Source organism: Paracoccus sp. 08, from assembly GCF_024105395.1.
Lineage (GTDB): Bacteria > Pseudomonadota > Alphaproteobacteria > Rhodobacterales > Rhodobacteraceae > Paracoccus > Paracoccus marcusii.
Genome location: NZ_WEKR01000019.1, coordinates 1 through 21144 on the forward strand (window position 1 = coordinate 1; position 21144 = coordinate 21144).

The following is a 21144-nucleotide window of genomic DNA, read 5'->3' on the forward strand; positions in this document are numbered from 1 at the left end:
GCTGGTGGCGCTGGTGATGGCGCTGATCTTCGGGGGGGCGGGCCAGATGGGCCTGGGGCTGCGCGCCCTGGCCGCCACGATGGCCACGCCGCAGCCGGGCGCCGCGCCGCCGCAGGGGCCAGTCTGGGAGGGCTGGGCCGAACCGCCCGCCTATACCCGCCGCCCGACCCTGTACCTGAACGCGCTGGACGAGGGGCAGGTGTTGGACCTGCCCCAGGGCAGCACGATCAGCTTTCGCCTCTATGCCCAGGGGGCAGAGGTGACCCAGGACATCGGGCCCGTCACGTCGGACGATCCGACGGCGCCGGCATTCCGGGCCGACCGCTCTGGCAGCATCGACGTCCAGGGACGTCGTTTCGCCGTGACCGTAGAGCCCGATGCCGTCCCGGTGATCCGCGCGGGCGCCGCGCCCACCCGCCGCGCCGACGGGCGGATGATCCAGGATTACCAGGCCGGGGACGATCACGGCGTCATCTCGGCTCAGGCGGTCATCGCGCTGGACCTGGACGCGGTCGATCGCCGCTTTGGCCTGACCGTAGCGCCCGAGCCGCGCGACCCGGTGGCGCTGAACCTGCCCCTGCCACGGGGCGACCGCCGCGCGGTGCAGGGACAGCTGGCCGAGGACCTGTCGCGCCACCCTTGGGCCAACCTGCCCGTGACCGTCACGCTGCGCGCGGTGGACGGGATCGACCAGGCCGGCCAGTCCGACCCGATGGCGCTGCCCCTGCCGGGGCGGCGGTTCTTCGATCCGTTCGCGGCCACCCTGATCGAGCTGCGCCGCGACCTGCTGTGGTCGCGCCAGAATGCCGGGCGCAGCGCCGAGATCCTGCGCGCCGTCACCTGGCAGCCCGAGGGGTTCGTCGAGGACGATCTGTATGCCGAGCTGCGCGCGGCGGTGCGGCTGCTGGACGGGGACGACCTGACCCCGGAAGCCCGCGACCGTCTGGCCGAGGCCCTATGGGAGGCCGCGATCCTGTTGGAGGATGGCGGTCTGTCGGATGCGCTGGAACGGATGCGCGCCGCGCAGGAGCGCCTGTCAGAGGCGATCCGCAATGGGGCCAGCCCCGACGAGGTCCAGCGGCTGATGGACGAGCTGCGCGAGGCGACCGACGCCTATACCGACATGCTGGCGCAGGAAAGCCAGCCGCAGGATCAGGCCGACAGCCCCGACCGGGGCGGCCAGCAGGGCCAGACCATCACCGCAGACCAGATCCAGGAGATGATGGACGAGATCCAGCGCCTGATGAACGAGGGCCGCATGGCCGAGGCGGAGGCCCTGCTGGACCAATTCAACCGGATGATGGAGAACCTGCAGGTTCAGCAGAGCCAGGGGCAGGGCGAGGGTGAGGGCCGGCAGGGTAGCCAGCCGATGAACCGCCTTGCCGACACGCTGCGCGAGCAGCAGGAGCTGTCGGACGAGGCGTTCCGCGACATGCAGCGCCAGTTCGGCCAAGGCCAGCAGCCCGGTGACGAGGGCCAGGACGGCGGCAGCATGGCCGACCGCCAACGCGCGCTGCGCGAGGAGTTGGGCCAGCAGCAGGGGTTGATGCCCGGGCAGGGGTCACCCGAGGGCGACGCCGCGCGGCGCCAGCTGGACGAGGCCGGGCGCGCGATGGAGGAAGCCGAACAGGCCCTGCGAGACGGCGACATGGCCGGCGCGATGCAGCGCCAGGCCGATGCGATCCAATCCATGCGCGAGGGGATGCGCGCCCTGGGCGACATGATGGCCCAGGAGGGGCAGGAGGGCCAGCAGGGCGGCGAGGGGCAGCAGCCCGGCCAGCAACCCGGCCAGTCGGCGCAGGGCAGCCAGGGGCAGCCTTATCAGGGTCGGCGGCAGTTGGACCCCCTGGGCCGCGAGAGCATGGGTGGCGGCAATGTCATCACCAACGGCGATCCGCTGGCCGAGGGGTTGGACCCCGCACGCCGTGCCCGCGACCTGCTGGACGAGATCCGCCGCCGCAGCGGGCAGCCGGACCGCCCGCAGGACGAACGCGATTACCTGGACCGGTTGCTGGACCGGTTCTGACGGCTCAGCCGCCGACGCGGGTCGCCAGCCATAGCCGCAGTGCGTCCAGCCCGTCGCGCGCCGCAGCCAGCGTCCCCGACAACGGCCAGCCGCGCGTCTCGGCCACCGGGGCCAGCAGATAGACCGCCAGCACCGCTGCAGCCGCCAGCAGGCCCATCGTCATGCCCGCGCCGAAGCCGCGGCCCTGTCGCATCACCCGGATGGGCGTGGCCGTCGCACGGCGATGCACCGTGGTTTCGGCCTGCTGGCGCAATTCGGGCTGGCGCAGGTCCGGCTGGCGCCGTTCCGGTTCACGGGCGTCACGGGCGTCACGGGCGTCACGGGCGTCACGGGCGTCACGGGCGTCACGGGCGTCACGGGCGTCACGGGCGTCACGGGCGTCAGGGCCACGGCCAGTCGATCTCCTCGGCGCCGGGGCGCGGGTCGTCCTGCTGTTCGGCGTCGCGCAGGCGGCGTTCGTGATCGACCTCGCTTTTCAGCATGTCCAGCACGTCCGGGGACAGGCGCGCGCGGGCCGGCGGCAGGGGTCGGGGCGTCTCGTCCTGGTCGGGGCGCCTGCTGAAGAAGCGGCCCAGATCCAGCCGTCCCCCGGCGGCCGGGGGATGGGCCTGCCAGACATGGCCGCAGGCGGGGCATTCGACCTCGCGGCCGCCCTGGGGAATGGCGTCGGGGGGCAGCGCATATTCGGCGCGGCAACCCGGACAGATCAACTTGAATTCAGCCATGCCACCCTCGCATTCATCGTGCGGCTGTTCTATCAAGCGCAGGTCCGGCTTCCAAGTCGCGCCGGGCGCCAAGGGCCCGCACCAGACGGGTCGCAGCGGAAAAGAGGTGGCGCTTGATCGAGATGCGGGATGTCGGCTTCGGCTATCAGGGCCAGGACGAGCTGTTGTCGGGCATGACGCTGACCCTGCAGCCGGGCATGTTCCATTTCCTGACCGGACCGTCCGGATCGGGCAAGACCACGCTGCTGCGGCTGTGCTTTGCGGATCTTCTGTCCAGTTCGGGCCAGATGACGGCCTTTGGCCAGGACATGCGCGGGCTGTCGCGCGACGGCATCGCCGATCTGCGCCGCCGCGTGGGCGTGGTCCACCAGGACCCGCAGTTCCTGGACCATCTGCCCCTGGCAGAAAACATCGCGCTGCCCCTCTCCATCGCTGGAGAGGAGGTGGACATGGACGCGCTGCGCGATCTGCTGGGCTGGGTCCAGCTGTCCCAGCACGCCCGCGCCCTGCCGCCGTCGCTGTCGGGCGGCGAACGCCAGCGGGCCGCGCTGGCCCGCGCGGTGATCCTGTCGCCGGACCTGGTGCTGGCGGATGAACCCACGGGCAACCTGGACTGGGACATGTCCATGCGTCTGATGCAATTGCTGATCGAGCTGAACAAGTCGGGCAAGACCGTCCTGGTGGCGACCCATGACCTGAACCTGATCCGCGCCACCAAGGCGCAGGTGACGGCGCGCGTCCTGCGGATCACCGGCGGCAGCCTGCATCTGGCGGGGGCGGATCTCTGATGGGACGGCTGAATATCGGAAGCCTGTGGCAGGGCCTGACGGGTGACAAGGACGGCGCCGGCGACCGCATCGTGCCGCCGACCGGGTTCACGGCGCAGCTGACGCTGTTTTCCGCAGGCGCCATGGCGTTCCTGGCGGTGTTCGCGCTGGCGCTGGCGCTGGCGACGGGGCGGCTGGCCGACCGCTGGTCCTCCGAACTTGCCGGCAGCGTGACGGTCCGCGTCAGCGCGCCGGTGGCGGAACAGGACGCGCTGGTGCAATCGGCGCTGTCGATCCTGCAGACCACGCCGGGCGCGGGCACCCCGCGGCTGTTGCCCGAGGACGAACTGGCCCAGCTGCTGGAGCCGTGGTTCGGGCCGGACATGCCGGTGGACGCGCTGCCCGTGCCCGCCCTGATCGACCTGCCCGTCGAGGGCGAGTTCGATGCCGAGGGCCTGCGCCTGCGCCTTGAGGCCGAGGTGCCGGGCGCGGTGCTGGACGATCACACCGAATGGCGCCGGCCGCTGGTCTCGGCCGCGAACCGGCTGCGGATGCTGGGCATCGTGTCGCTGATGCTGATCGGGGCCGCCTCGGCCGCGATGATCACGCTGGCGGCCAAGGCCGCGCTGGCCGCGAACGTCCAGGTGATCCGCGTCCTGCGCCTGATCGGCGCGCGCGACCTGACCATCGCCACGGCCTTCGTGCGCCGGTTCACCCGGCGCGCCGCGATGGGGTCCGCCGTCGGCACCGTGCTGGGCATGGGCGCGATCGCCATCCTGCCCGATGCCAGCGCCGCGGGCGGGTTCCTGACCGGGCTGGGCTTTCAGGGCGCGGACTGGCTGATGCCGCTGACCATCCCGCTGATCGCGGCGGGGGTGGGCTTCGTCGCCACGCGGTGGGCGGCGCTGAAGATGCTGGAGGCCGTGCGATGACCGACAGGGCGCGTCCCGGCGCGCTGACCCCCTGGCAGTACGTCCAGAACGTGCTGTTCTATGTCCATGTCGCCTGCGCCACGTTGATCATCGGCCTGTTCGGCCTGCCTGCGCTGCGCCACGGGCGGGCAGGCGCTAACCGCATCGCCACGCGCTGGATCGCCTACATGGTCTGGGCCGCGCGCATCCACCTGCGCCTGACCTGCGAGATCCGCGGCACGCCGCCGACCCACGACTGCATCGTCGCGGCCAAGCACCAGTCGTTCTGGGACATCATGGTCATCGCCCATGCCGTTCCCCGCCGCGCCTTCATCATGAAGCGCGAGGTGATGCGCGTCCCGGTCATGGGCTGGTACGCGTGGAAGACCGGCTGCATCCCCATCGACCGGTCGCGCGGGCGCGACGCAATGGCCGCGATCAGCAGCACCATCAACCAGCGCCTGTCGGCTGAAGGGCTGGGGCAGCTGATCATCTATCCCGAGGGCACGCGCACCCTGCCGGGCCAGCGCAAGCCCTACAAGCAGGGCGTGGTCACGATCCGTGAGGGGACCGGCCTGCCGGTCGTGCCCGTCGCGGTGAACACGGGCATGTTCTGGCCGCGCAGCGGGTGGGGCATCCGCCCCGGACGCGCGGTGGTCGAGTTCCTGCCGCCCATCGATCCCGCCATCCCGGCGGAGGGTTTCCTGCCCCGCCTGCGGGCCGAGATCGAGACCCATTCCGACCGCCTGATGGCCGAGGCCGGGCTAGTCCTGCCGGAACCGGGCGACGCCGATGACGCCGCCCGGAACCGCTCTCACCTCAGGTCGTAGTAGCGCGGGACATGTGGCCCCTGTGGCGGCAGCCCGATGTCGCGCCGCATGTGCGGGGACATCAGGTACGGATCGGGCGGCCGCGGCCGCCTGCGCCGTGGCAGCAGCGCCGCGCGGATCGCGGCCCATAAGACCGCAGTCGCGCCGTGTCGGGCGATCAGGCGGTGCATCGCGGGACGCAGGCGGGCGCTTTGCGGATGAAGATCGGCAATCATCGTCAGTCTCCGGATAGGGGGACCGGACAGGGCGGTGCCTTGTGCGGTCGATGGGGTTCAGGGAAGGGATGACGCCATGCGGACAGGCCCGCGGATCGCGGTCGTGTCAGGTCATGATGTCAGCGGGGTCTGCCTTGCGGCGGTCAGGCGCCTTGTCGCGACGACAAGGGACGCATCGAACCGGTGCGGGTCAGGGCGGGGGCATTGGCATATGATGTCATGAGCCCCTCCTTTCGCGCATGCGTTGCGGGCAGGAGTGCAGGCTGGCCCAGCCTTGCATTTCGCGCAAGACGGCAAAACGCGACAGCCGCCCCAAGACGGGACGGCTGTTGCAGGTCGGTCACAGTATCGTGTGCGTCAGGCCGCAAGCCCCTTGGAGCCCATCGCCAGGAACTTGGCGCGGCGGTCCTTGATCAGCTGGTCGGGTTTCATGTCCGACATCTCGGCCAGCATCGCGGTGATCTCGGCACCTACGGCGGCGATGGCCTCATCGGGTGCGCGCTGCGCCCCGCCCAGGGGTTCGGCGATGATGCGGTCGATCACGGCCAGCTTCTTCAGGTCCTGCGCGGTCAGGCGCAGCGCCTCGGCCGCGTCGCGCATCTTTTCGGCGTCCTTCCACAGGATCGACGCGCAGCCTTCCGGAGAGATGACCGAGTAGATCGAATGCTCCAGCATGGCGATGCGGTTCGCGGTGGCAAAGGCCACGGCTCCGCCTGACCCGCCTTCGCCGATGATGACGCTGACCAGCGGCACGCCGATCTCAAGGCATTTCATGGTGCAGCGGGCGATCGCCTCGCTTTGTCCCCGTTCTTCGGCGCCCTTGCCGGGATAGGCGCCCGGCGTGTCCACCAGCGTGATCACGGGCAGGCCGAAACGGTGCGCCATATCCATCAGGCGGATCGCCTTGCGGTATCCCTCGGGGCGGGCCATGCCGAAATTGTGGTGGATGCGCGACTTGGTGTCGTTGCCCTTCTCATGGCCGATCACCACGCAGGGCGCGTCGTTGAAACGCGCCAGGCCGCCCATCACCGCATGGTCGTCGCCAAAGGCGCGGTCGCCCGCCAGAGGCGTGTATTCGGTGAACAGCGCCTGGATATAGTCGCTGCAATGCGGGCGGTCGGGATGGCGGGCGACCTGCGTCTTCCGCCAGGGGTCCAGGGTCTTATAGAGGTCGCGCAGCAAATCCGACGACTTGCGGTCCAGCGCCGCGGCCTCCTTCTCGACGTCGAGGGTGCCGTCGCCCTTGCGGGCCATGGCGCGAAGTTCCTCGGCCTTGCCCTCGATGTCGGCGAGCGGTTTTTCGAAATCCAGATAGACCATGCGGCATGCCTTTGGGGTTCGGGTTTGGCGCTATATAGGTCGGTGCGGGACGGGTTGCAACGCGGGCGCGGCGGCCGGCACCCGCGGGGCCGGGCGCCGCGCCCGCGTCACTGCAGGTCGGCGAAGGCCGCGCGCAGCCGGTCCGCCGCCTCGATCATCCGCGCCCGCGGCGTCGCGATGTTGAAGCGCATGAACCCGTCGCCGCCCAGCCCGAAGGTCGCGCCGTGATTGGCCGCGATCCGGGCGTCGTCCTGGATGCGACGGGTGATTTCCGCGTCGGTCATGCCGGTGTCGCGGAAATCGACCCAGGACAGATAGGTCGCCTGCAGGGGCATCGACCGCAGACCGGGAATCGCGTTCACCGCCTGATCAAAGATCCGCCGGTTGCCGTCCAGGTAATCGACCAGCGCATCGACCCAGGCCGCGCCCTCGGGCGAATAGGCGGCCGCAACCATGTCCTGGCCCAGCATCGCCGGAGAGATCCCCGCGGCGGCCAGCGCGCCCTGGAACCGCGCCCGCAGGTCGGGGTCGGGGATGATCGCGTTGCCGATATGAGCGCCCGCGATGTTGAAGGTCTTGGTGGCGGCGGTCAGCGTCACCAAGCGCGGCAGGATGTCGGGTGCCACGGTCGCCATCATCCGGTGACGTGGGCCGCCCGGCAGGACCAGGTCGGCATGGATGTCGTCCGAGATCAGGATCAGGTCGTGGCGGTCGCAGAAATCGGCGACCTGGCGCAGTTCGGCTTCGGACCAGACGCGGCCGCCGGGATTGTGCGGCGAACACAGGATCATCATCCGTTCGCGCCCGGTCAGCATCTTTTCCCACGCGTCCCAGTCCAGGGCATACTGGCCGTCGGTCATCGCCAGGGGCAACTCGACCAAGTCGCGGCCGGCGGCGCGGATCACCCGGCCGAAAGCGTGATAGACCGGCGCCATCACGACCACCCCGTCGCCGGGCCGCGTATAGGCGTTCAGCGCCATCGCGACCGCGTTGACCAGTCCCGCGCAGGTCAGCACCCATTCGGGCCGGATCTGCCAGCCGTGGCGATGCGCCATCCACCAGCCGATCGCCGCCAGATAGGGCGGGTTCGCGCCGGGATAGCCATAGACGCCATGCGCCGCGGCGCGGTCGACCGCCGCCTGGACCGCCGCGGGGGGCGCGAAATCCATGTCGGCCACCCACATGGCCAGGCCGTCATCGGCGCCCACGCCGTATGCGGCCTGCATGTCGTCCCACTTGCTGCAATGCGTGCCGCGGCGGTCGATGATGCGGTCGAAATCGGGTTGGGTCATGGGGGCTCCTGCGGGCTGCGTCACCCTAGCCTAGCGGGGTTGTTGCTTATGGTGAAGGCTTGCCCTAAATCCCTTGCCATGAGTGTGAGACCCATCCTGATCCATCCCGATCCGCGCCTGAAGAAGGTGGCCCAACCCGTGGCCCGCATCACGCCCGAGATCGAGACATTGGCCGCGGACATGCTGGCCACCATGTACGAGGCGCCCGGCATCGGCCTGGCCGCGCCGCAGATCGGCGTGGGCCTGCGCGTCTTCACCATGGATGCCAACCGCGACCCCGAGGCGCCGCGCGCGCCCCTGGTGCTGGTCAACCCCGAGGTGACCTGGGCGTCGGACACGCCCAACACCTATGAGGAGGGCTGCCTGTCCATCCCCGACCAGTACGGAGAGGTCACGCGGCCCGCGCAGATCCGCATGCGCTGGCTGGGGCTGGACGGCAAGACCCACGAACGCGAGTTCGACGAGTTGTGGGCCACCTGCGCCCAGCACGAGCTGGATCACCTGGACGGCGTGCTGTTCATCGATCACCTCTCCGCCATCAAGCGGCAGATGATCACCCGCAAGATGGTCAAGCTGAAGCGGGACCTGGCCCGTGCCTGATCGCACGGGTGCCAGCGACTGGATGCGCCCCGACCTGCCGGGGGATCTTGGCCGCGGCACCCTGCGCGACATCGTCCTGTGGCCGGACCCGCGCCTGCGCCTGCGCGCGGAACCCGCCGGCTACATGACCGGCCCCGAACTGCGCGTGCTGGCCGCCGACATGCTGGCCACCATGTATCACGCCCAGGGCCGCGGCCTGGCCGCCCCGCAGATCGGCGTGCTGCGCCGGATCTTCGTCATGGATGCCGGCTGGAAGGACGGCGCGCCCGCCCCCCTGGTCCTGATCGACCCCGAGATCCTGGTCCGGTCGCCGCAGACCGAGACCGCGACCGAAGGGTGCCTGTCCATCCCCGGCCGCCCCGTCGACGTCACGCGGCCTGCCGCCATCGGAATCGGCTGGTATGATCTGGACGGCCGCTATCAGGTGCGCGACATGCAGGGTCCCGCCGCCCGCATCGCCCAGCACGAGGTCGATCACCTGGACGGCCTGTTGATCGTGAAGGACTGACCATGGCCGCGCGCGCGTTCCTGCCCTATGCCGACCCCCGCCTGCACCGCGCCGCCGCGCCGGTGGCAGAGATCACCGAATCCGTCCGCATGATCTGGGACGACATGGTCGACACCATGGAGGCGATGCCCGGCGTGGGCCTGGCCGCGCCCCAGATCGGCATCATGATGGCGCTGGCCGTCGTCGATGCCTCGGGGCCGCGCGGACAGGCGGTCCGCATGGCCAACCCCCGGATCCTGCATGCCAGCGTCAAGCTGCGCGAGCACGAGGAGGCCAGCCCCAACCTGCCCGGCGTCTCGGCCCCGATCAGCCGCCCCCGGGCGGTCACGGTGCGGTTCCTCAACCAGGACGGCGTCGAGGAGGACCGCGATTTCGTCGGCCTGTGGGCCACCAGCGTCCAGCACCAGATCGACCACCTGGCCGGGCGGATGTATGTCGATCACCTGACCCCCCTGCGCCGCAAGATGCTGGTCGCGCGGTCGGCCAAGCTGCACCGCCGCTGATTTTTTTCGTCGTTATGGAATAGAACGACCCGTCGTGTCGTTCTGCTGTCGAACGGCCCGAAAGGCCGTCCGTGCAGCGGGGACCGGCGTCGCGCCCCGTTGCAAGATCGCCGCGGCGCCGGGATTTTCAGAAGGATGCACCCCATGGCACGACTGTTCGGGAATGACGACGACAACCGCCTGACCGGCACCAACGTGGCCGACCTGATCTATGGACGGTCGGGCGACGACGCGCTCTACGGCTTTCGTGGCAACGACACGATCGACGGAGGCGAGGGCAACGACCGCATCTGGGCCAGCGAGGGCGCGAACCGCGTGTCCGGCGGCTCGGGGAACGATCGCATCTGGGCGGGCGCGGGCAGCGACGTGATCGCCGCGGGCGAGGGCAATGACATCGTCGCCGCCGGCCACGGCAACAACCGCGTCTGGGGCGGCGATGGCGACGACGTCCTGTACGCCGGCGCCGGGCGCGACACGCTGGACGGCGGTGATGGGAACGACCGCATGGCGTCGGGGGCGGGCAACGACATCCTGACCGCGGGCGAGGGCGACGACCGGATGATCGCGGGCTTCGGCGCCGACCGCCTGATCGCCGGAGAGGGCAACGACACGCTGAACGGCGGGCTGGGCAACGACACGATGACCGGCGGCGAGGGGGCGGACGTGTTCGTCTTCAACGGCGGGCGCGACCGGATCACCGACTTCGAGAACGGCGACGACGACATCGACCTGCGCGCTCTGGCCAATGTCGACAGCTATGCCCAGATCCGCGGCGCCGCCGTGCAGAGCGGGTCCGACGTCGTGCTGAATTTCGGCCCCAACCAGCTGGTCATCGAGGATTTCCGTCTGAACCAGATGAGCAGCGACGACTTTTCTTGGTAAGATCTTTTGACGGTCCCCCCGCGCAGGTTCGCCCTGCGCGGGGTTTTTTCATGTCTGCGCAGGCAGGTCGTCGCGCACCCGCTCCCACGCCAGGGTCAGGTGGCGGCCCAGGATGTCCGACAGTCCGTCCGCATCCCGCGCCTCCAGCGCCGCGATCATCCGTTCGTGCTCGGCGACCGCGCTAGCCCATTTTTCCGCTCCTTCGTGCCCGATGAAGCGAACGCGCTTCAGCTGCGTTTGCTTGCCGCCTCTTTTGTTACTGCCCCCGGTGCGATAGCCTTCTTCACCGACGTGGATCACCCTTCGGCGCGGCTGAAAATCGACAGTTTGATCTATTTGCAGCGGACTGTGGAGGCTTGGGACAACATAAGCGCGCCTTGCGTGCCTTGCGCGGGCTAGTAGCACATTGAGAACGACTACCGTATGGCCGCTCGACCCGTCGAATGGCACCCGGTCCCATCCTGTCGCTATGATAGGGGGCGATAAACTGACTAACGGCGATCAATACCGCGCGGGGCCTGGGCAATTCCGGCCCCTTCCTGATCGAGTACTGCGGCGGCAGAGCCCTGTAAACTCTGCGCAGAGAACCGCGGCTAAATCCGGCGCATCCTAGCTAAAAAAGACCAGGCGATGACCAACATCACGGGTCGCTCAGAGAATTCTGCTACGGCCGCGCTGGTAGAGTACTGCACCATACTTGCCGCCAGCGTCGTTCTAGTCCCGCTCGGCGCCATGCAACGCTCATGCGCATGCTCAAGGCAAGGTGGTCTTCAGACGTGGGTGGCAGGTCGGGCCAGTATACGGTGTTTGTGATCTATGTCGGTCTCGGAATCGGCTTGGCCGACTGGGCGTCATCACGCCTCTGAGTTTTTACGCTCAGGCAAGCGTGCTTTATCACGACGCACTCAACGAAAGACTGCGGGCCGAGGGGCATCATCACAGCATTGCCCATGTTTCGGGCCGCATGACGACAGCGGGCGGTCGCGGACGATACGCCGGTGCCCTATTACCGGGCGGACGCTGCGCCGCGACGTGGCGGCAGGGCAACCGATCCTGTGTGGCGACGTGGCACTGGACGAAGGCTCGACGCTCCTCCGGCTGCGCCGGATGCAGGACGCCGTCACCGATTGGGGGCTTGCCTCCGGGGCTTGAAGCCCGTCCGCCACGCGGGCATTGAGGGCAGGCACCAACCGGAGGCCTGCCCGATGCGCGTGATCTTCATGGGAACGCCCGACTTCTCGGTCCCCGCCCTGCGGGCCATCGCCGTGCGCCACGACGTGGTGGCGGTCTATTCCCAACCGCCCCGCGCGGCCGGGCGGGGGCAAAAGCCGCGCCCCTCTCCGGTGGCCTTGGCGGCGCAGGACCTGGGGGTCCCGGTCCGCACCCCGGCCCGCCTGCGCGAACCCCAGGACCAGGCTGACTTCGCCGCGCTGGACGCGGATGTGGCGGTGGTCGTGGCCTATGGCCTGATCCTGCCGCAGCCGGTGCTGGATGCGCCGCGCCTTGGCTGCCTGAACATCCATGCCTCGATCCTGCCTCGCTGGCGGGGGGCGGCGCCCATCCACCGCGCGATCCTGGCGGGGGATGCGGAAACCGGCGTCGCGATCATGCAGATGGAGGCCGGGCTGGACACCGGCCCGGTGCTGGCCCTGACCCGCACGCTCATCGCCGCGGATGACACCACGGCCAGCCTGCACGACCGGCTGTCGGCGATGGGGGCGGACCTGATCTGCGACGTGCTGGACCGCCTGCCGCTGCCCGCCGTGCCTCAGGCGCAGGATGGCGTGACCTACGCCGCCAAGATCGACAAGACCGAGGCGCGTATCGACTGGACCCTGCCTGCCGAACAGGTGGACCGCCAGATCCGCGGTCTGTCGCCCTTTCCGGGGGCGTGGTGCATGATCGGGGACGAACGCGTGAAGCTGCTGGCCAGCACCGTCGTCCCGGGACAGGGCGACCCCGGAACGGTCCTGCCCGATTTCACCATCGTCTGCGGCTCCGGGGCGGTGCGCATCACACTGGCACAACGTGCGGGCAAGCGGCCGATGACCCCTGCCGACCTGCTGCGCGGTTGGGCGCTGCCCCCCCGGTTGGGCTAGGGCCGCATCAGCGGCCCGTCGCGCCCGGACGCGGTGGGGGCTTGCCCCCACCCGGCGGACGCGACCGCCATCGCGGGACGCAAACGGCGCCCCGCGTGATGCTCAGATCGCGCCGTGACAGTGCTTGAACTTCTTGCCCGATCCGCAAGGGCACGGATCGTTGCGCGCAGGCATCCCCCAGGTCGACGGATCGGCCTCGTCAAAGCCCGGGCGCGGCGCGGAAGGAGCCTCGGGCGCGGTGGGCGCGGGCGCTGCCGCCTCCGGTTCTGCCGATGCCTCCTCCTGGACCTGCTGCTGCTGGCGGGCCATCTGGGCCGCCATCTCGTCGCGCTCGGCCTGCGTCAGGGGACGAATCTGCGCCAGCCGCTGCGTCACGTCAAAGCGCAGGCCGTCCAGCAGCGTCTCGAACAGCTGGAAACCCTCGGTCTTGTATTCCGCCAACGGATCGCGCTGCGCATAGCCGCGGAAGCCCACGACCGAACGCAGGTGATCCAGCGTCATCAGGTGCTCGCGCCATTTCTGGTCGATCTGCTGCAACAGGACCTGCTTCTCGATCTGCACCATGGTCTCGGGGCCGAAGGCCGCAGCCTTGTCCGCCATATAGGCGTCGCTGGCCTCGGTGATGCGTTTGCGCATCACGTCATGGTCCACGCCGTCCTCGGCCGCCCAATCCGCGACCGGCAGGTTCAGGTTCAGCCGCTCGCGGACCGATTTCTTCAGCCCCTCGGTGTCCCATTGCTCGGGATAGCTGCGGGGCGGCATGTGCTCGTCGATCAGGTCCTCGATCACCTGGTGCCGCATGTCGGCGGTGATCTCTCCGACCTCCTCGCTGTCCATGATCTCGCGGCGCTGGCCGAAGATCGCCTTGCGCTGGTCGTTCATCACGTCGTCGAACTTCAGCAGCTGCTTGCGGATGTCGAAGTTGCGACCCTCGACCTTGGCCTGTGCGCGTTCCAGCGACTTGTTCACCCAAGGGTGGATGATCGCCTCTCCCTCCTTCATGCCAAGCGTCGACAGGACCTTGTCCAGACGCTCGGAGCCGAAGATCCGCATCAGGTCGTCGTCCAGCGACAGGAAGAACAGCGACCGTCCGGGATCACCCTGGCGGCCCGAACGGCCGCGCAGCTGGTTGTCGATCCGCCGGCTTTCGTGGCGTTCGGTGCCCAGCACGAACAGCCCGCCCGCCGCCAGCACCTTGTCCTTCTCTCCGGCATGCTCGGCCTCGATCCGGGCGCGCAGCTCGTCGGGATGGGCGTCCGGATCGGCCTTCAGGGCCTCCATCACCTTCATCTCGACATTGCCGCCCAGCTGGATGTCGGTGCCGCGACCGGCCATGTTGGTGGCGATCGTCACCGCGCCCAGCTTGCCGGCATCGGCCACGATCTGCGCCTCGGCCTCGTGCTGGCGGGCGTTCAGGACGTTGTGGGGCACGCCGTCCTTCTTCAGCATCTCGGACAGCAGCTCGGACTTCTCGATGCTGGTGGTGCCGACCAGGATCGGCTGGCCCTTGGCATGGGCCTCCTTGATCGCCTCGACGACGGCGGCGTTCTTCTCGGTCGCGGTGCGATACACGCGGTCATGGTCGTCGATCCGCGCGATGCCGCGATTGGTCGGAACCTCGACCACGCCCAGCTTGTAGATCTCGGCGAATTCCTCGGCCTCGGTCGATGCCGTGCCGGTCATGCCCGCCAGGCGCTGGTACAGGCGGAAATAGTTCTGGAAGGTGACCGAGGCGAGGGTCACATTCTCGGGCTGGATCTCGACGCCTTCCTTGGCCTCGATCGCTTGGTGCAGGCCGTCCGACAGGCGGCGGCCCTTCATCATCCGACCGGTGAACTCGTCGATCAGCATCACCTCGCCGTCGCGCACCATGTAGTGCTGGTCCCTCAGGAACAGCTTGTGCGCGCGCAGGGCCTGGCTGGCATGGTGGACGATGGTGGTCGATTCCGGATCATAGAGGGTCTGCCCCTCGGGCAGGACGCCGTCGGCCTGCAGACGCGTCTCCAGGAACTCGTTGCCGTCCTCGGTGAAGGTCGCATTGCGGGACTTCTCGTCCAGCTTGTAATGCTCGTCGGTCAGCAGGGGCACATAGGCATCCAGGATGCGGTACAGCTCGGACCGGTCCTGGCTGGGGCCGCTGATGATCAGCGGCGTGCGCGCCTCGTCGATCAGGATGCTGTCGACCTCGTCGACGATGGCGAAGTTGTGACCGCGCTGGACCATCTCGGCCACGCTGCCCTTCATGTTGTCGCGCAGATAGTCGAAGCCCAGCTCGTTGTTGGTGGCATAGGTCACGTCGCAGGCATAGGCGTCGCGCTTTTCGCCCTCGGGCTGGAACGGCACGACCACGCCGCAGGACATGCCCAGCTGGGCATAGACCTTGGACATCCATTCGGCATCGCGTTTCGCCAGATAGTCGTTGACGGTGACGACATGGACGCCCTTGCCCGACAGCGCGTTCAGATAGGCAGGAAAGGTGGCGACCAGGGTCTTGCCCTCGCCGGTCTTCATCTCGGCGATGTTGCCCTGATGCAGGAAGATCCCGCCCATCAGCTGCACGTCGAAGGCCCGCAGGCCAAGCGCGCGGCGCGCACCCTCGCGGCAGTTGGCGAACGCCTCGGGCAGGATGTCGTCCAGCGATTCGCCGCCCGCCACGCGGGCCTTGAATTCGGCGGTCTTGTCGATCAGCCCGTGATCGGACAATGCCTTGAAGCTGTCCTCAAGGGCGTTGATGCGGGCGACCAGCGCGCGCGTGCCCTTGACCTTGCGGTCATTGGGCGTGCCAAAGACCATCTTCGCCAGATTACCGATCATGTTACCTTCGCCATCACGTTGTCGGGAAGGGACGTCACCTGCGGCCCACTTGCCCGCGCCGGTCGCATTGCCGTATCAGGGGCGTTGAACGAACGCGGCGGCGGCGCCTTCCACGGAGTTGGTTTGGATGTAGGCGCAGCCCACCTGACTGTCAATGTTGGCCCGGCCCCCGCGGGGTGCGCGCCGTGAAAGGACCCATCCTCATGACCCGATCGACTTTGCTGGCCGCAGCCGTGCTTGCCGCCCTTTCCGCCCCCGCCGTGGCGCAGGACGCCGATGCCGACCAAGTGGTCGCCACCGTGAACGGCCAGGAGATCACCCTGGGCCAGATGATCGTCATGAAGCAGTCGATCCAAGACCCTGCCATGGCCGAGATGCCCGACCAGGCGCTGTGGGACGTGATGCTGGACCAGCTGATCCGCCAGACCGCCGTGGCCGAATCCGCCGAGGACACCGCCGGCGTGCGCGCCCAGCTGGAGCTGCAGCGCCGCAACACCCTGGCCTCGGCCGCGGTCAGCCAGATCGCCCAGGCCGAGCCCACCGAGGAAGAGCTGCAGGCCAGCTATGACCGCCTGTTCGCCGATGCGGGCAGCGTGACGGAATACAACGCCGCCCATATCCTGGTCGACAGCCAGGAGAAGGCCGCCGAACTGAAGGCCGAGGTCGATGGCGGCGCCGATTTCGGCACCGTGGCCGAGGCGAACTCGACCGGGCCGTCCGGTCCCAACAAGGGTGATCTGGGCTGGTTCGCCGCTGACCAGATGGTGCCGCCCTTTGCCGAGGCCGTCGCCGCGCTGGAGCCGGGCCAGGTCAGCGACCCGGTCGAGACCGAATTCGGCTGGCACGTCATCAAGCTGAACGAGACCCGCCTGCGCGAGGCGCCCCCGCTGGCCGAGGTCCGTGACCAGATCAGCCAGATGGTCCTGCGCGAGAAGGTCGAGGCCCAGATCCAGAGCCTGGTGACCGCCGCCGACGTCAAGAAGACCGAAGGTCTGGACCCCGCCCAGCTGAACGCCACCGACCTGCTGGAGGCCGAGTGATGGGAAAGGCGGGTCTGCCCGTCTCTCCTCTGGCACCTGCGCGGTTTCCTGACCTGCCGGTGATCGCGGGCGTCGATTTCGCCAGCGCCGCCGCCGGGATCAAGTACCAGGGCCGCAGCGACGTCACGCTGATCCGCATCGCGCCGGGCAGCACGGTGGCCGGGGCCTTCACCCGGTCGTCCACGCGCGCCGCCTGCATCCTGGACAACCAGGCCAAGCTGGCGCAGGGGGGCGATGCGCCCGACGGCGCGGCGATCCTGATCAATTCCGGCAACGCCAATGCCTTCACCGGCGCGCGCGGCCAGCAGTCGGTCGACGCCGTCTGCGCGGCCGTGGCGGGTGCCCTTGACCTGCCGCAGGGGCGGGTCTTCACCTCGTCGACCGGCGTGATCGGAGAGCCGCTGCCGCACGAGCGGATCGTGGCCATCGTGGGCGATCTGGCACGTGATCTGGATGCGGGCGGGGTCGCGGATGCGGCGCGTGCGATCATGACCACCGACACCTTCCCCAAGGGCGCGTCCGCTACCCTGGCGGACGGCACCCGCATCGCGGGCATCGCCAAGGGTTCTGGGATGATCGCGCCCGACATGGCGACGATGCTGGTTTATCTGTTCACCGATGCCACGGTGCCTGCAGCCGTGCTGCAGCAGGCGCTGTCCTCCGGGCTGGACGCGACCTTCAACGCGATCACCGTGGACAGTGACACGTCCACGTCCGACGCGCTGATCCTGGCCGCGACAGGGCAGGGGGCGGGCGCACCCATCACCGATCTGGACAGCGATGCGGGGCGCGACTTCGTAACCGCGCTGCACGGCGTCATGCGCGATCTGGCCCATCAGGTCGTCCGCGACGGCGAGGGCGCCACCAAGTTCGTCGAGATCGCCGTGACGGGCGCCGCGGATGCGGCCGACGCGCATTGCGTGGCCATGGCCATCGCCAATTCGCCGCTGGTCAAGACCGCCATCGCCGGACAGGACGCCAACTGGGGCCGCATCGTGGCCGCGGTGGGCAAGTCGGGCGCGCGCGCCGACCGTGACCGCCTGCGCATCGCGTTCGGGGACATGGTCGTGGCCCGCGACGGCTGGCGCGATCCCGACTATGACGAAGCCGCCGCCAGCGCCTACATGCGCAACCAGGACCTGCGGATCGCCGTCGATCTGGGATTGGGTGACGCGGCGCGGACGGTCTGGACCTGCGATCTGACGCACGGCTATATCGACATCAACGCGGATTACCGGTCGTGAAGACCGTCCTGGTGTCTGCGGTGGCACTGATCGATCCCGACGGGCGGGTGCTTCTGGCACAGCGCCCGCCGGGCAAGTCCATGGCGGGCCTGTGGGAATTCCCCGGCGGTAAGGTCGAACCCGGAGAGACCCCCGAGGCCGCCCTGATCCGCGAGCTGGAGGAGGAGCTGGGCATCCAGACCTGGAACAGCTGCCTGGCGCCGCTGACCTTTGCCAGCCACGCCTATGACACGTTCCACCTGCTGATGCCGCTGTTCGCCTGCCGCCGCTGGCAGGGAATCGTCCAGCCGCGCGAAGGGCAGCAGCTGGCTTGGGTCCGGGCACGCGATTTGCGCGATTACCCCATGCCTGCGGCAGACATTCCCCTCATCCCGGCCCTGCAGATGTGGCTATAGTGTCGCAAATTTGAGTGATCCGATTGCATTGTTGCTGAAAAAAGTCGTAGATGATCAAGTTGCGAACGATTTTTTAACCATTTCATGACTAACTTTGTTTAGGGCACAGAGGAGGCTTGACATGATTCGCACTATTTCCGTCGGCAGCTACATCTCGATCCAGGGTCTTTTCGAGGGCTCGACCGCGGATGGGAACATCCTGGTCCGCGTCGGCGACCGCACCTTCGAGGGCAAGCCGGTCGGCCACTGACCGTTCCGGCGCATGGGGGAGCGTGGCGCCAAGGGAACCGCATGAACACCAAGGGGGTGATCCGAAAGGGTCACTCCCTTTTCCGTTCCATCCTGCCGGAACCCGGAACGCAAAAAGCCGGGCGATCGGATCGCCCGGCTTTCGCATGTCGCAGACAGTCGCTTACAGCGAGCGTTCGACCTCTTCGCGTTCGAAGATCTCGATGACATCGCCGGGGCGGATGTCGTCATAGTTCTCGAAGGCCATGCCGCATTCCTGACCGGACTGCACTTCCTTGACCTCGTCCTTGAAGCGCTTGAGCGTCTTCAGCGTGCCTTCGTGGATCACCACGTTGTCGCGCAGCAGGCGCACGCCGGCCGAACGACGGGCCACGCCCTCGGTCACCAGACAGCCGGCGACGTTGCCGACACCCGTGACTCGGAACACTTCCTTGATGGTCGCGTAACCGATGAAGTTCTCGCGAATCTCGTTGGACAGCATGCCCGAAGCGGCGGCCTTGATGTCGTCCAGCAGGTTGTAGATGATCGAGTAGTAGCGGATCTCGACACCCTTCTGGTTCGCGGCGTTGCGTGCCGGAGCGTTGGCCCGGACGTTGAAGCCGATGACCGGAGCGCCCGACGCCTCGGCCAGGCCGATGTCGGATTCGGTGATCGCACCCACGCCGTAATGCAGCACGCGGACGCGGACCTCGTCGTTGCCGACCTTTTCCAGGGCCTGCACGATGGCCTCGGCCGAACCCTGCACGTCGGCCTTGAGGACGACCGCCAGTTCGGACACGTTCACGTCCGCCTTGGCCTTGGCCATCATCTGCTCCAGCGTGGTCGCGGCACCGGCTGCGGCGCGCTTGTCCTTGGTCTGCTGGGCGCGGAACTCGGCGATCTCGCGGGCCTGGGCCTCGGTCTCGACCACGTTCAGCACGTCTCCGGCTTCGGGGGTGCCGTTCAGGCCTAGGACTTCGACCGGGACGGACGGGCCGGCTTCCTCGACGCGGTCGCCCTTGTCGTTGATCAGGGCGCGGACCTTGCCCCACTGCTCGCCCACGACGAAGATGTCGCCGCGGCGCAGGGTGCCGTGCTGGACCAGGACGGTGGCCACGGGGCCGCGTCCGACATCCAGCTGCGCCTCGATGACCGCGCCCTGTGCGGCACGGTTCGGGTTGGCGCGCAGCTCCAGCAGTTCGGCCTGAAGCGCGATGGCCTCCAGCAGGTTGTCCAGGCCCAGGCCGGTCTTGGCCGAGACCTCGACATCCTGCACGTCGCCCGACATGGCCTCGACGACCACCTCGTGCTGCAGCAGGTCGGTGCGGACCTTCTGCGGGTCGGCCTCGTGCTTGTCGATCTTGTTGATCGCCACGATCATCGGCACGTTGGCGGCCTTGGCGTGGTTGATGGCCTCGACGGTCTGGGGCATCACGGCATCATCCGCCGCGACCACCAGCACCACGATATCCGTGACGTTCGCGCCCCGGGCACGCATCGAGGTAAAGGCCGCGTGGCCCGGCGTGTCCAGGAAGGACAGGACGGCGCCACTGTCGGTCGTCACCTGATAGGCGCCGATATGCTGCGTGATGCCGCCGGCTTCGCCCGAAACGACGGAGGCCTTGCGGATCGCGTCCAGCAGCGAGGTCTTGCCGTGGTCGACATGGCCCATGATCGTGATGATCGGCGGGCGAGGCTGCATGTCCTCGTCACGATCGACCGTCGGGGCGATGACCTGCTCCACATCGCTGTCGCTGACGCGCAGGACCTTGTGGCCGAATTCCTCGATCACCAGCTCGGCTGTATCGGCGTCGATGGGCTGGTTGGCGGTGACCATCATGCCCATCTTCATCAGCGCCTTGACCACATCGGCGGCGCGTTCGGTCATGCGGTTGGCCAGCTCCTGGACCACGATGGTCTCGGGCAGGCGGACTTCGCGGAACTGCTTTTCGGGACGGGCGGACTGGCCCATCGCCTTCTGGCGCGTGCGTTCCTGCTTGCGCTTCATCGCGGCCATGCTGCGCTGGCGGCCGCCTTCGCCGTTCAGCGCCTGGTTCAGCGACAGCTTGCCGCCGCGACGGTTGTCGTCGGTGGTCTTGGCCTTGGCGGTCTTGTCGCGGTCCGTGCGCTCGACGCGGTCGGTCTTGCGGGCCACGCCGGTCGTGACGCCCTTGGTCTCGGCGCGCGAGGCGGCAGCCTCGATCGCGGCCTGATCGGGGGCGGCGGGCTTGGTCGCACCGGCCGAAGGCTTGGGACGCTCTTGGCGCGGCTCTGCCTTGCGGCGGGCCTCGTCGGCGGCATCCTGCGCGGCTTGGGCCTCGGCCAGGGCTTTGGCCTTGAGGGCCTCCTCGCGCTCGCGCTCCTCGCGGGCCTTGGCCTCGATCTCGGCGCGGCGGCGCTCGCGCTCCTCCTCCCGGGCCTTCTCGTCGGCCAGGCGCTTGGCGGCGTCATCGGCCTCGCGTGCCTTGGCGGCGGCAAGGGCCTTCAGGCGGCGTTCCATCTCGGCATCGGAGATGCCTGCGGGGCGCTTGGAGCTGTCGCCGGCCACGCGGGCGGTCAGCGGGTTCTTTTCTTTCTGCGCATCCGTCATCGGCGCGGCTGCCTTGGGCACCACGACGCGCTTGCGCTTGGTTTCGACGACGACGCTTTTGGTGCGACCGTGGCTGAAGCTTTGCTTGACTGCGCCGGGGCGATTACCGCCACCAAGGCCCAAGGGGGTTTTTCCGTCTTTGTCGCTCATCTGCG

Annotated in this window: 21 protein-coding genes; 13 read left to right on the plus strand and 8 right to left on the minus strand. The window is 68.6% G+C overall.

Features of this window, described 5'->3' with window-relative positions:
* The coding region (locus GBO37_RS08570; protein ID WP_252928401.1) for a DUF4175 domain-containing protein at positions 1-2026 on the plus strand (2026 nt) is incomplete at its 5' end.
* Positions 2027-2030: 4 nt separating this feature from the next.
* Here GBO37_RS08570 and GBO37_RS08575 read toward each other — a convergent pair.
* Both GBO37_RS08575 and GBO37_RS08580 read right to left on the minus strand, forming a co-directional pair.
* Complete coding sequence (locus tag GBO37_RS08575; protein WP_252928402.1) at positions 2031-2255, minus strand: hypothetical protein; 225 nt, start codon at positions 2253-2255, stop codon at positions 2031-2033.
* A 151-nt stretch (positions 2256-2406) separates the two neighbouring features.
* Positions 2407-2751, minus strand: coding sequence for a zinc-ribbon domain-containing protein (locus GBO37_RS08580; RefSeq protein ID WP_252928403.1), 345 nt, complete (start codon positions 2749-2751; stop codon positions 2407-2409).
* Between the two features lie 113 nt (positions 2752-2864).
* Here GBO37_RS08580 and GBO37_RS08585 point away from each other — a divergent pair, with 113 nt between their 5' ends.
* From GBO37_RS08585 to GBO37_RS08595, 3 genes are read left to right on the plus strand one after another with little or no spacing between them, the layout of a single operon-like run.
* Positions 2865-3539: a cell division ATP-binding protein FtsE gene (locus GBO37_RS08585; RefSeq protein WP_252928404.1), complete on the plus strand. Its 675-nt coding sequence runs from the start codon at positions 2865-2867 to the stop codon at positions 3537-3539.
* Positions 3539-4450, plus strand: a complete 912-nt coding sequence (locus GBO37_RS08590; protein ID WP_045982483.1) for an ABC transporter permease — start codon at positions 3539-3541, stop codon at positions 4448-4450. Before GBO37_RS08585 ends, GBO37_RS08590 begins: the two co-directional genes overlap by 1 nt.
* A complete protein-coding gene (locus GBO37_RS08595) occupies positions 4447-5259 on the plus strand; it encodes a 1-acyl-sn-glycerol-3-phosphate acyltransferase (RefSeq protein WP_252928405.1) in 813 nt (270 codons plus the stop codon). Before GBO37_RS08590 ends, GBO37_RS08595 begins: the two co-directional genes overlap by 4 nt.
* Here the strand turns inward: GBO37_RS08595 and GBO37_RS08600 are convergent.
* The 3 genes from GBO37_RS08600 to GBO37_RS08610 all read right to left on the minus strand — a co-directional run bounded on the left by GBO37_RS08600 (position 5244) and on the right by GBO37_RS08610 (position 8086).
* Positions 5244-5474, minus strand: coding sequence for a hypothetical protein (locus GBO37_RS08600; protein WP_045999942.1), 231 nt, complete (start codon positions 5472-5474; stop codon positions 5244-5246). The two genes, GBO37_RS08595 and GBO37_RS08600, sit on opposite strands and share 16 nt — an antisense overlap.
* 357 nt (positions 5475-5831) lie before the next feature.
* Positions 5832-6794, minus strand: a complete 963-nt coding sequence (locus GBO37_RS08605; protein WP_045982486.1) for an acetyl-CoA carboxylase carboxyltransferase subunit alpha — start codon at positions 6792-6794, stop codon at positions 5832-5834.
* A gap of 107 nt (positions 6795-6901) precedes the next feature.
* Positions 6902-8086, minus strand: a complete 1185-nt coding sequence (locus GBO37_RS08610; RefSeq protein ID WP_252928407.1) for a MalY/PatB family protein — start codon at positions 8084-8086, stop codon at positions 6902-6904.
* A gap of 78 nt (positions 8087-8164) precedes the next feature.
* On the opposite strand from GBO37_RS08610, the gene def (GBO37_RS08615) reads away from it, so the two are divergent.
* The 4 genes from def (GBO37_RS08615) (at position 8165) to GBO37_RS08630 (ending at position 10579) form a co-directional block, all read left to right on the plus strand.
* Positions 8165-8686, plus strand: coding sequence for a peptide deformylase (def, locus tag GBO37_RS08615; protein WP_217844929.1), 522 nt, complete (start codon positions 8165-8167; stop codon positions 8684-8686).
* The gene (gene def / locus GBO37_RS08620; RefSeq protein ID WP_252928409.1) at positions 8679-9194 is read left to right on the plus strand and encodes a peptide deformylase; all 516 of its coding nucleotides are present in this window, start codon (positions 8679-8681) and stop codon (positions 9192-9194) included. The genes def (GBO37_RS08615) and def (GBO37_RS08620) overlap by 8 nt, the downstream gene beginning before the upstream one ends.
* Positions 9195-9196: 2 nt before the next feature.
* Positions 9197-9697 carry a peptide deformylase gene (gene def / locus GBO37_RS08625; RefSeq protein ID WP_139599542.1) on the plus strand — a complete coding sequence of 167 codons (501 nt, stop codon included), beginning with the start codon at positions 9197-9199 and terminating at the stop codon, positions 9695-9697.
* 144 nt (positions 9698-9841) lie between these two features.
* Positions 9842-10579, plus strand: a complete 738-nt coding sequence (locus tag GBO37_RS08630) for a calcium-binding protein (protein ID WP_252928411.1) — start codon at positions 9842-9844, stop codon at positions 10577-10579.
* A 48-nt stretch (positions 10580-10627) separates the two neighbouring features.
* Here the strand turns inward: GBO37_RS08630 and GBO37_RS08635 are convergent, their stop codons facing one another.
* A complete protein-coding gene (locus GBO37_RS08635; RefSeq protein WP_252928413.1) occupies positions 10628-10879 on the minus strand; it encodes an FCD domain-containing protein in 252 nt (83 codons plus the stop codon).
* Between the two features lie 905 nt (positions 10880-11784).
* Between GBO37_RS08635 and fmt the strand changes: the two genes are divergently transcribed.
* Positions 11785-12678 carry a methionyl-tRNA formyltransferase gene (gene fmt / locus GBO37_RS08640; RefSeq protein WP_252928415.1) on the plus strand — a complete coding sequence of 298 codons (894 nt, stop codon included), beginning with the start codon at positions 11785-11787 and terminating at the stop codon, positions 12676-12678.
* Between the two features lie 102 nt (positions 12679-12780).
* Here fmt and secA read toward each other — a convergent pair whose 3' ends face one another.
* Positions 12781-15492, minus strand: coding sequence for a preprotein translocase subunit SecA (gene secA / locus GBO37_RS08645; protein WP_252928417.1), 2712 nt, complete (start codon positions 15490-15492; stop codon positions 12781-12783).
* A gap of 203 nt (positions 15493-15695) precedes the next feature.
* Between secA and GBO37_RS08650 the strand changes: the two genes are divergently transcribed.
* The 4 genes from GBO37_RS08650 (at position 15696) to GBO37_RS21450 (ending at position 18421) form a co-directional block, all read left to right on the plus strand.
* On the plus strand, positions 15696-16532 hold the full coding sequence (locus GBO37_RS08650) for a peptidylprolyl isomerase (RefSeq protein WP_252928419.1): 837 nt from the start codon (positions 15696-15698) through the stop codon (positions 16530-16532).
* Positions 16532-17776 (plus strand): bifunctional glutamate N-acetyltransferase/amino-acid acetyltransferase ArgJ, encoded by a 1245-nt coding sequence (argJ, locus tag GBO37_RS08655; RefSeq protein ID WP_252928421.1) that lies wholly within the window; start codon positions 16532-16534, stop codon positions 17774-17776. The genes GBO37_RS08650 and argJ overlap by 1 nt, the downstream gene beginning before the upstream one ends.
* Entirely contained in the window at positions 17773-18171 is a 399-nt protein-coding gene (locus GBO37_RS08660; RefSeq protein ID WP_127897813.1) for a (deoxy)nucleoside triphosphate pyrophosphohydrolase, read from the plus strand. Before argJ ends, GBO37_RS08660 begins: the two co-directional genes overlap by 4 nt.
* 121 nt (positions 18172-18292) lie before the next feature.
* Positions 18293-18421 carry a hypothetical protein gene (locus GBO37_RS21450; RefSeq protein WP_256480371.1) on the plus strand — a complete coding sequence of 43 codons (129 nt, stop codon included), beginning with the start codon at positions 18293-18295 and terminating at the stop codon, positions 18419-18421.
* Positions 18422-18583: 162 nt separating this feature from the next.
* On the opposite strand, the gene infB is transcribed toward GBO37_RS21450, so the two are convergent.
* Positions 18584-21139, minus strand: coding sequence for a translation initiation factor IF-2 (infB, locus tag GBO37_RS08665; RefSeq protein ID WP_148911454.1), 2556 nt, complete (start codon positions 21137-21139; stop codon positions 18584-18586).
* Positions 21140-21144 lie beyond the last annotated feature (5 nt).

Bases quoted from the DNA above. Each gene is read 5' to 3' on its own strand.
- GBO37_RS08650 (WP_252928419.1), top strand. From the start codon at position 15,696: ATGACCCGATCGACTTTGCTGGCCGCAGCCGTGCTTGCCGCCCTTTCC.
- GBO37_RS08590 (WP_045982483.1), top strand. From the start codon at position 3,539: ATGGGACGGCTGAATATCGGAAGCCTGTGGCAGGGCCTGACGGGTGAC.
- GBO37_RS08600 (WP_045999942.1), bottom strand. From the start codon at position 5,474: ATGATTGCCGATCTTCATCCGCAAAGCGCCCGCCTGCGTCCCGCGATG.
- fmt (WP_252928415.1), top strand. From the start codon at position 11,785: ATGCGCGTGATCTTCATGGGAACGCCCGACTTCTCGGTCCCCGCCCTG.
- GBO37_RS08630 (WP_252928411.1), top strand. From the start codon at position 9,842: ATGGCACGACTGTTCGGGAATGACGACGACAACCGCCTGACCGGCACC.
- GBO37_RS08610 (WP_252928407.1), bottom strand. From the start codon at position 8,086: ATGACCCAACCCGATTTCGACCGCATCATCGACCGCCGCGGCACGCAT.
- GBO37_RS08595 (WP_252928405.1), top strand. From the start codon at position 4,447: ATGACCGACAGGGCGCGTCCCGGCGCGCTGACCCCCTGGCAGTACGTC.
- secA (WP_252928417.1), bottom strand. From the start codon at position 15,492: ATGATCGGTAATCTGGCGAAGATGGTCTTTGGCACGCCCAATGACCGC.
- GBO37_RS21450 (WP_256480371.1), top strand. From the start codon at position 18,293: ATGATTCGCACTATTTCCGTCGGCAGCTACATCTCGATCCAGGGTCTT.
- argJ (WP_252928421.1), top strand. From the start codon at position 16,532: ATGGGAAAGGCGGGTCTGCCCGTCTCTCCTCTGGCACCTGCGCGGTTT.
- infB (WP_148911454.1), bottom strand. From the start codon at position 21,139: ATGAGCGACAAAGACGGAAAAACCCCCTTGGGCCTTGGTGGCGGTAAT.
- GBO37_RS08580 (WP_252928403.1), bottom strand. From the start codon at position 2,751: ATGGCTGAATTCAAGTTGATCTGTCCGGGTTGCCGCGCCGAATATGCG.
- def (WP_217844929.1), top strand. From the start codon at position 8,165: ATGAGTGTGAGACCCATCCTGATCCATCCCGATCCGCGCCTGAAGAAG.
- GBO37_RS08605 (WP_045982486.1), bottom strand. From the start codon at position 6,794: ATGGTCTATCTGGATTTCGAAAAACCGCTCGCCGACATCGAGGGCAAG.
- def (WP_139599542.1), top strand. From the start codon at position 9,197: ATGGCCGCGCGCGCGTTCCTGCCCTATGCCGACCCCCGCCTGCACCGC.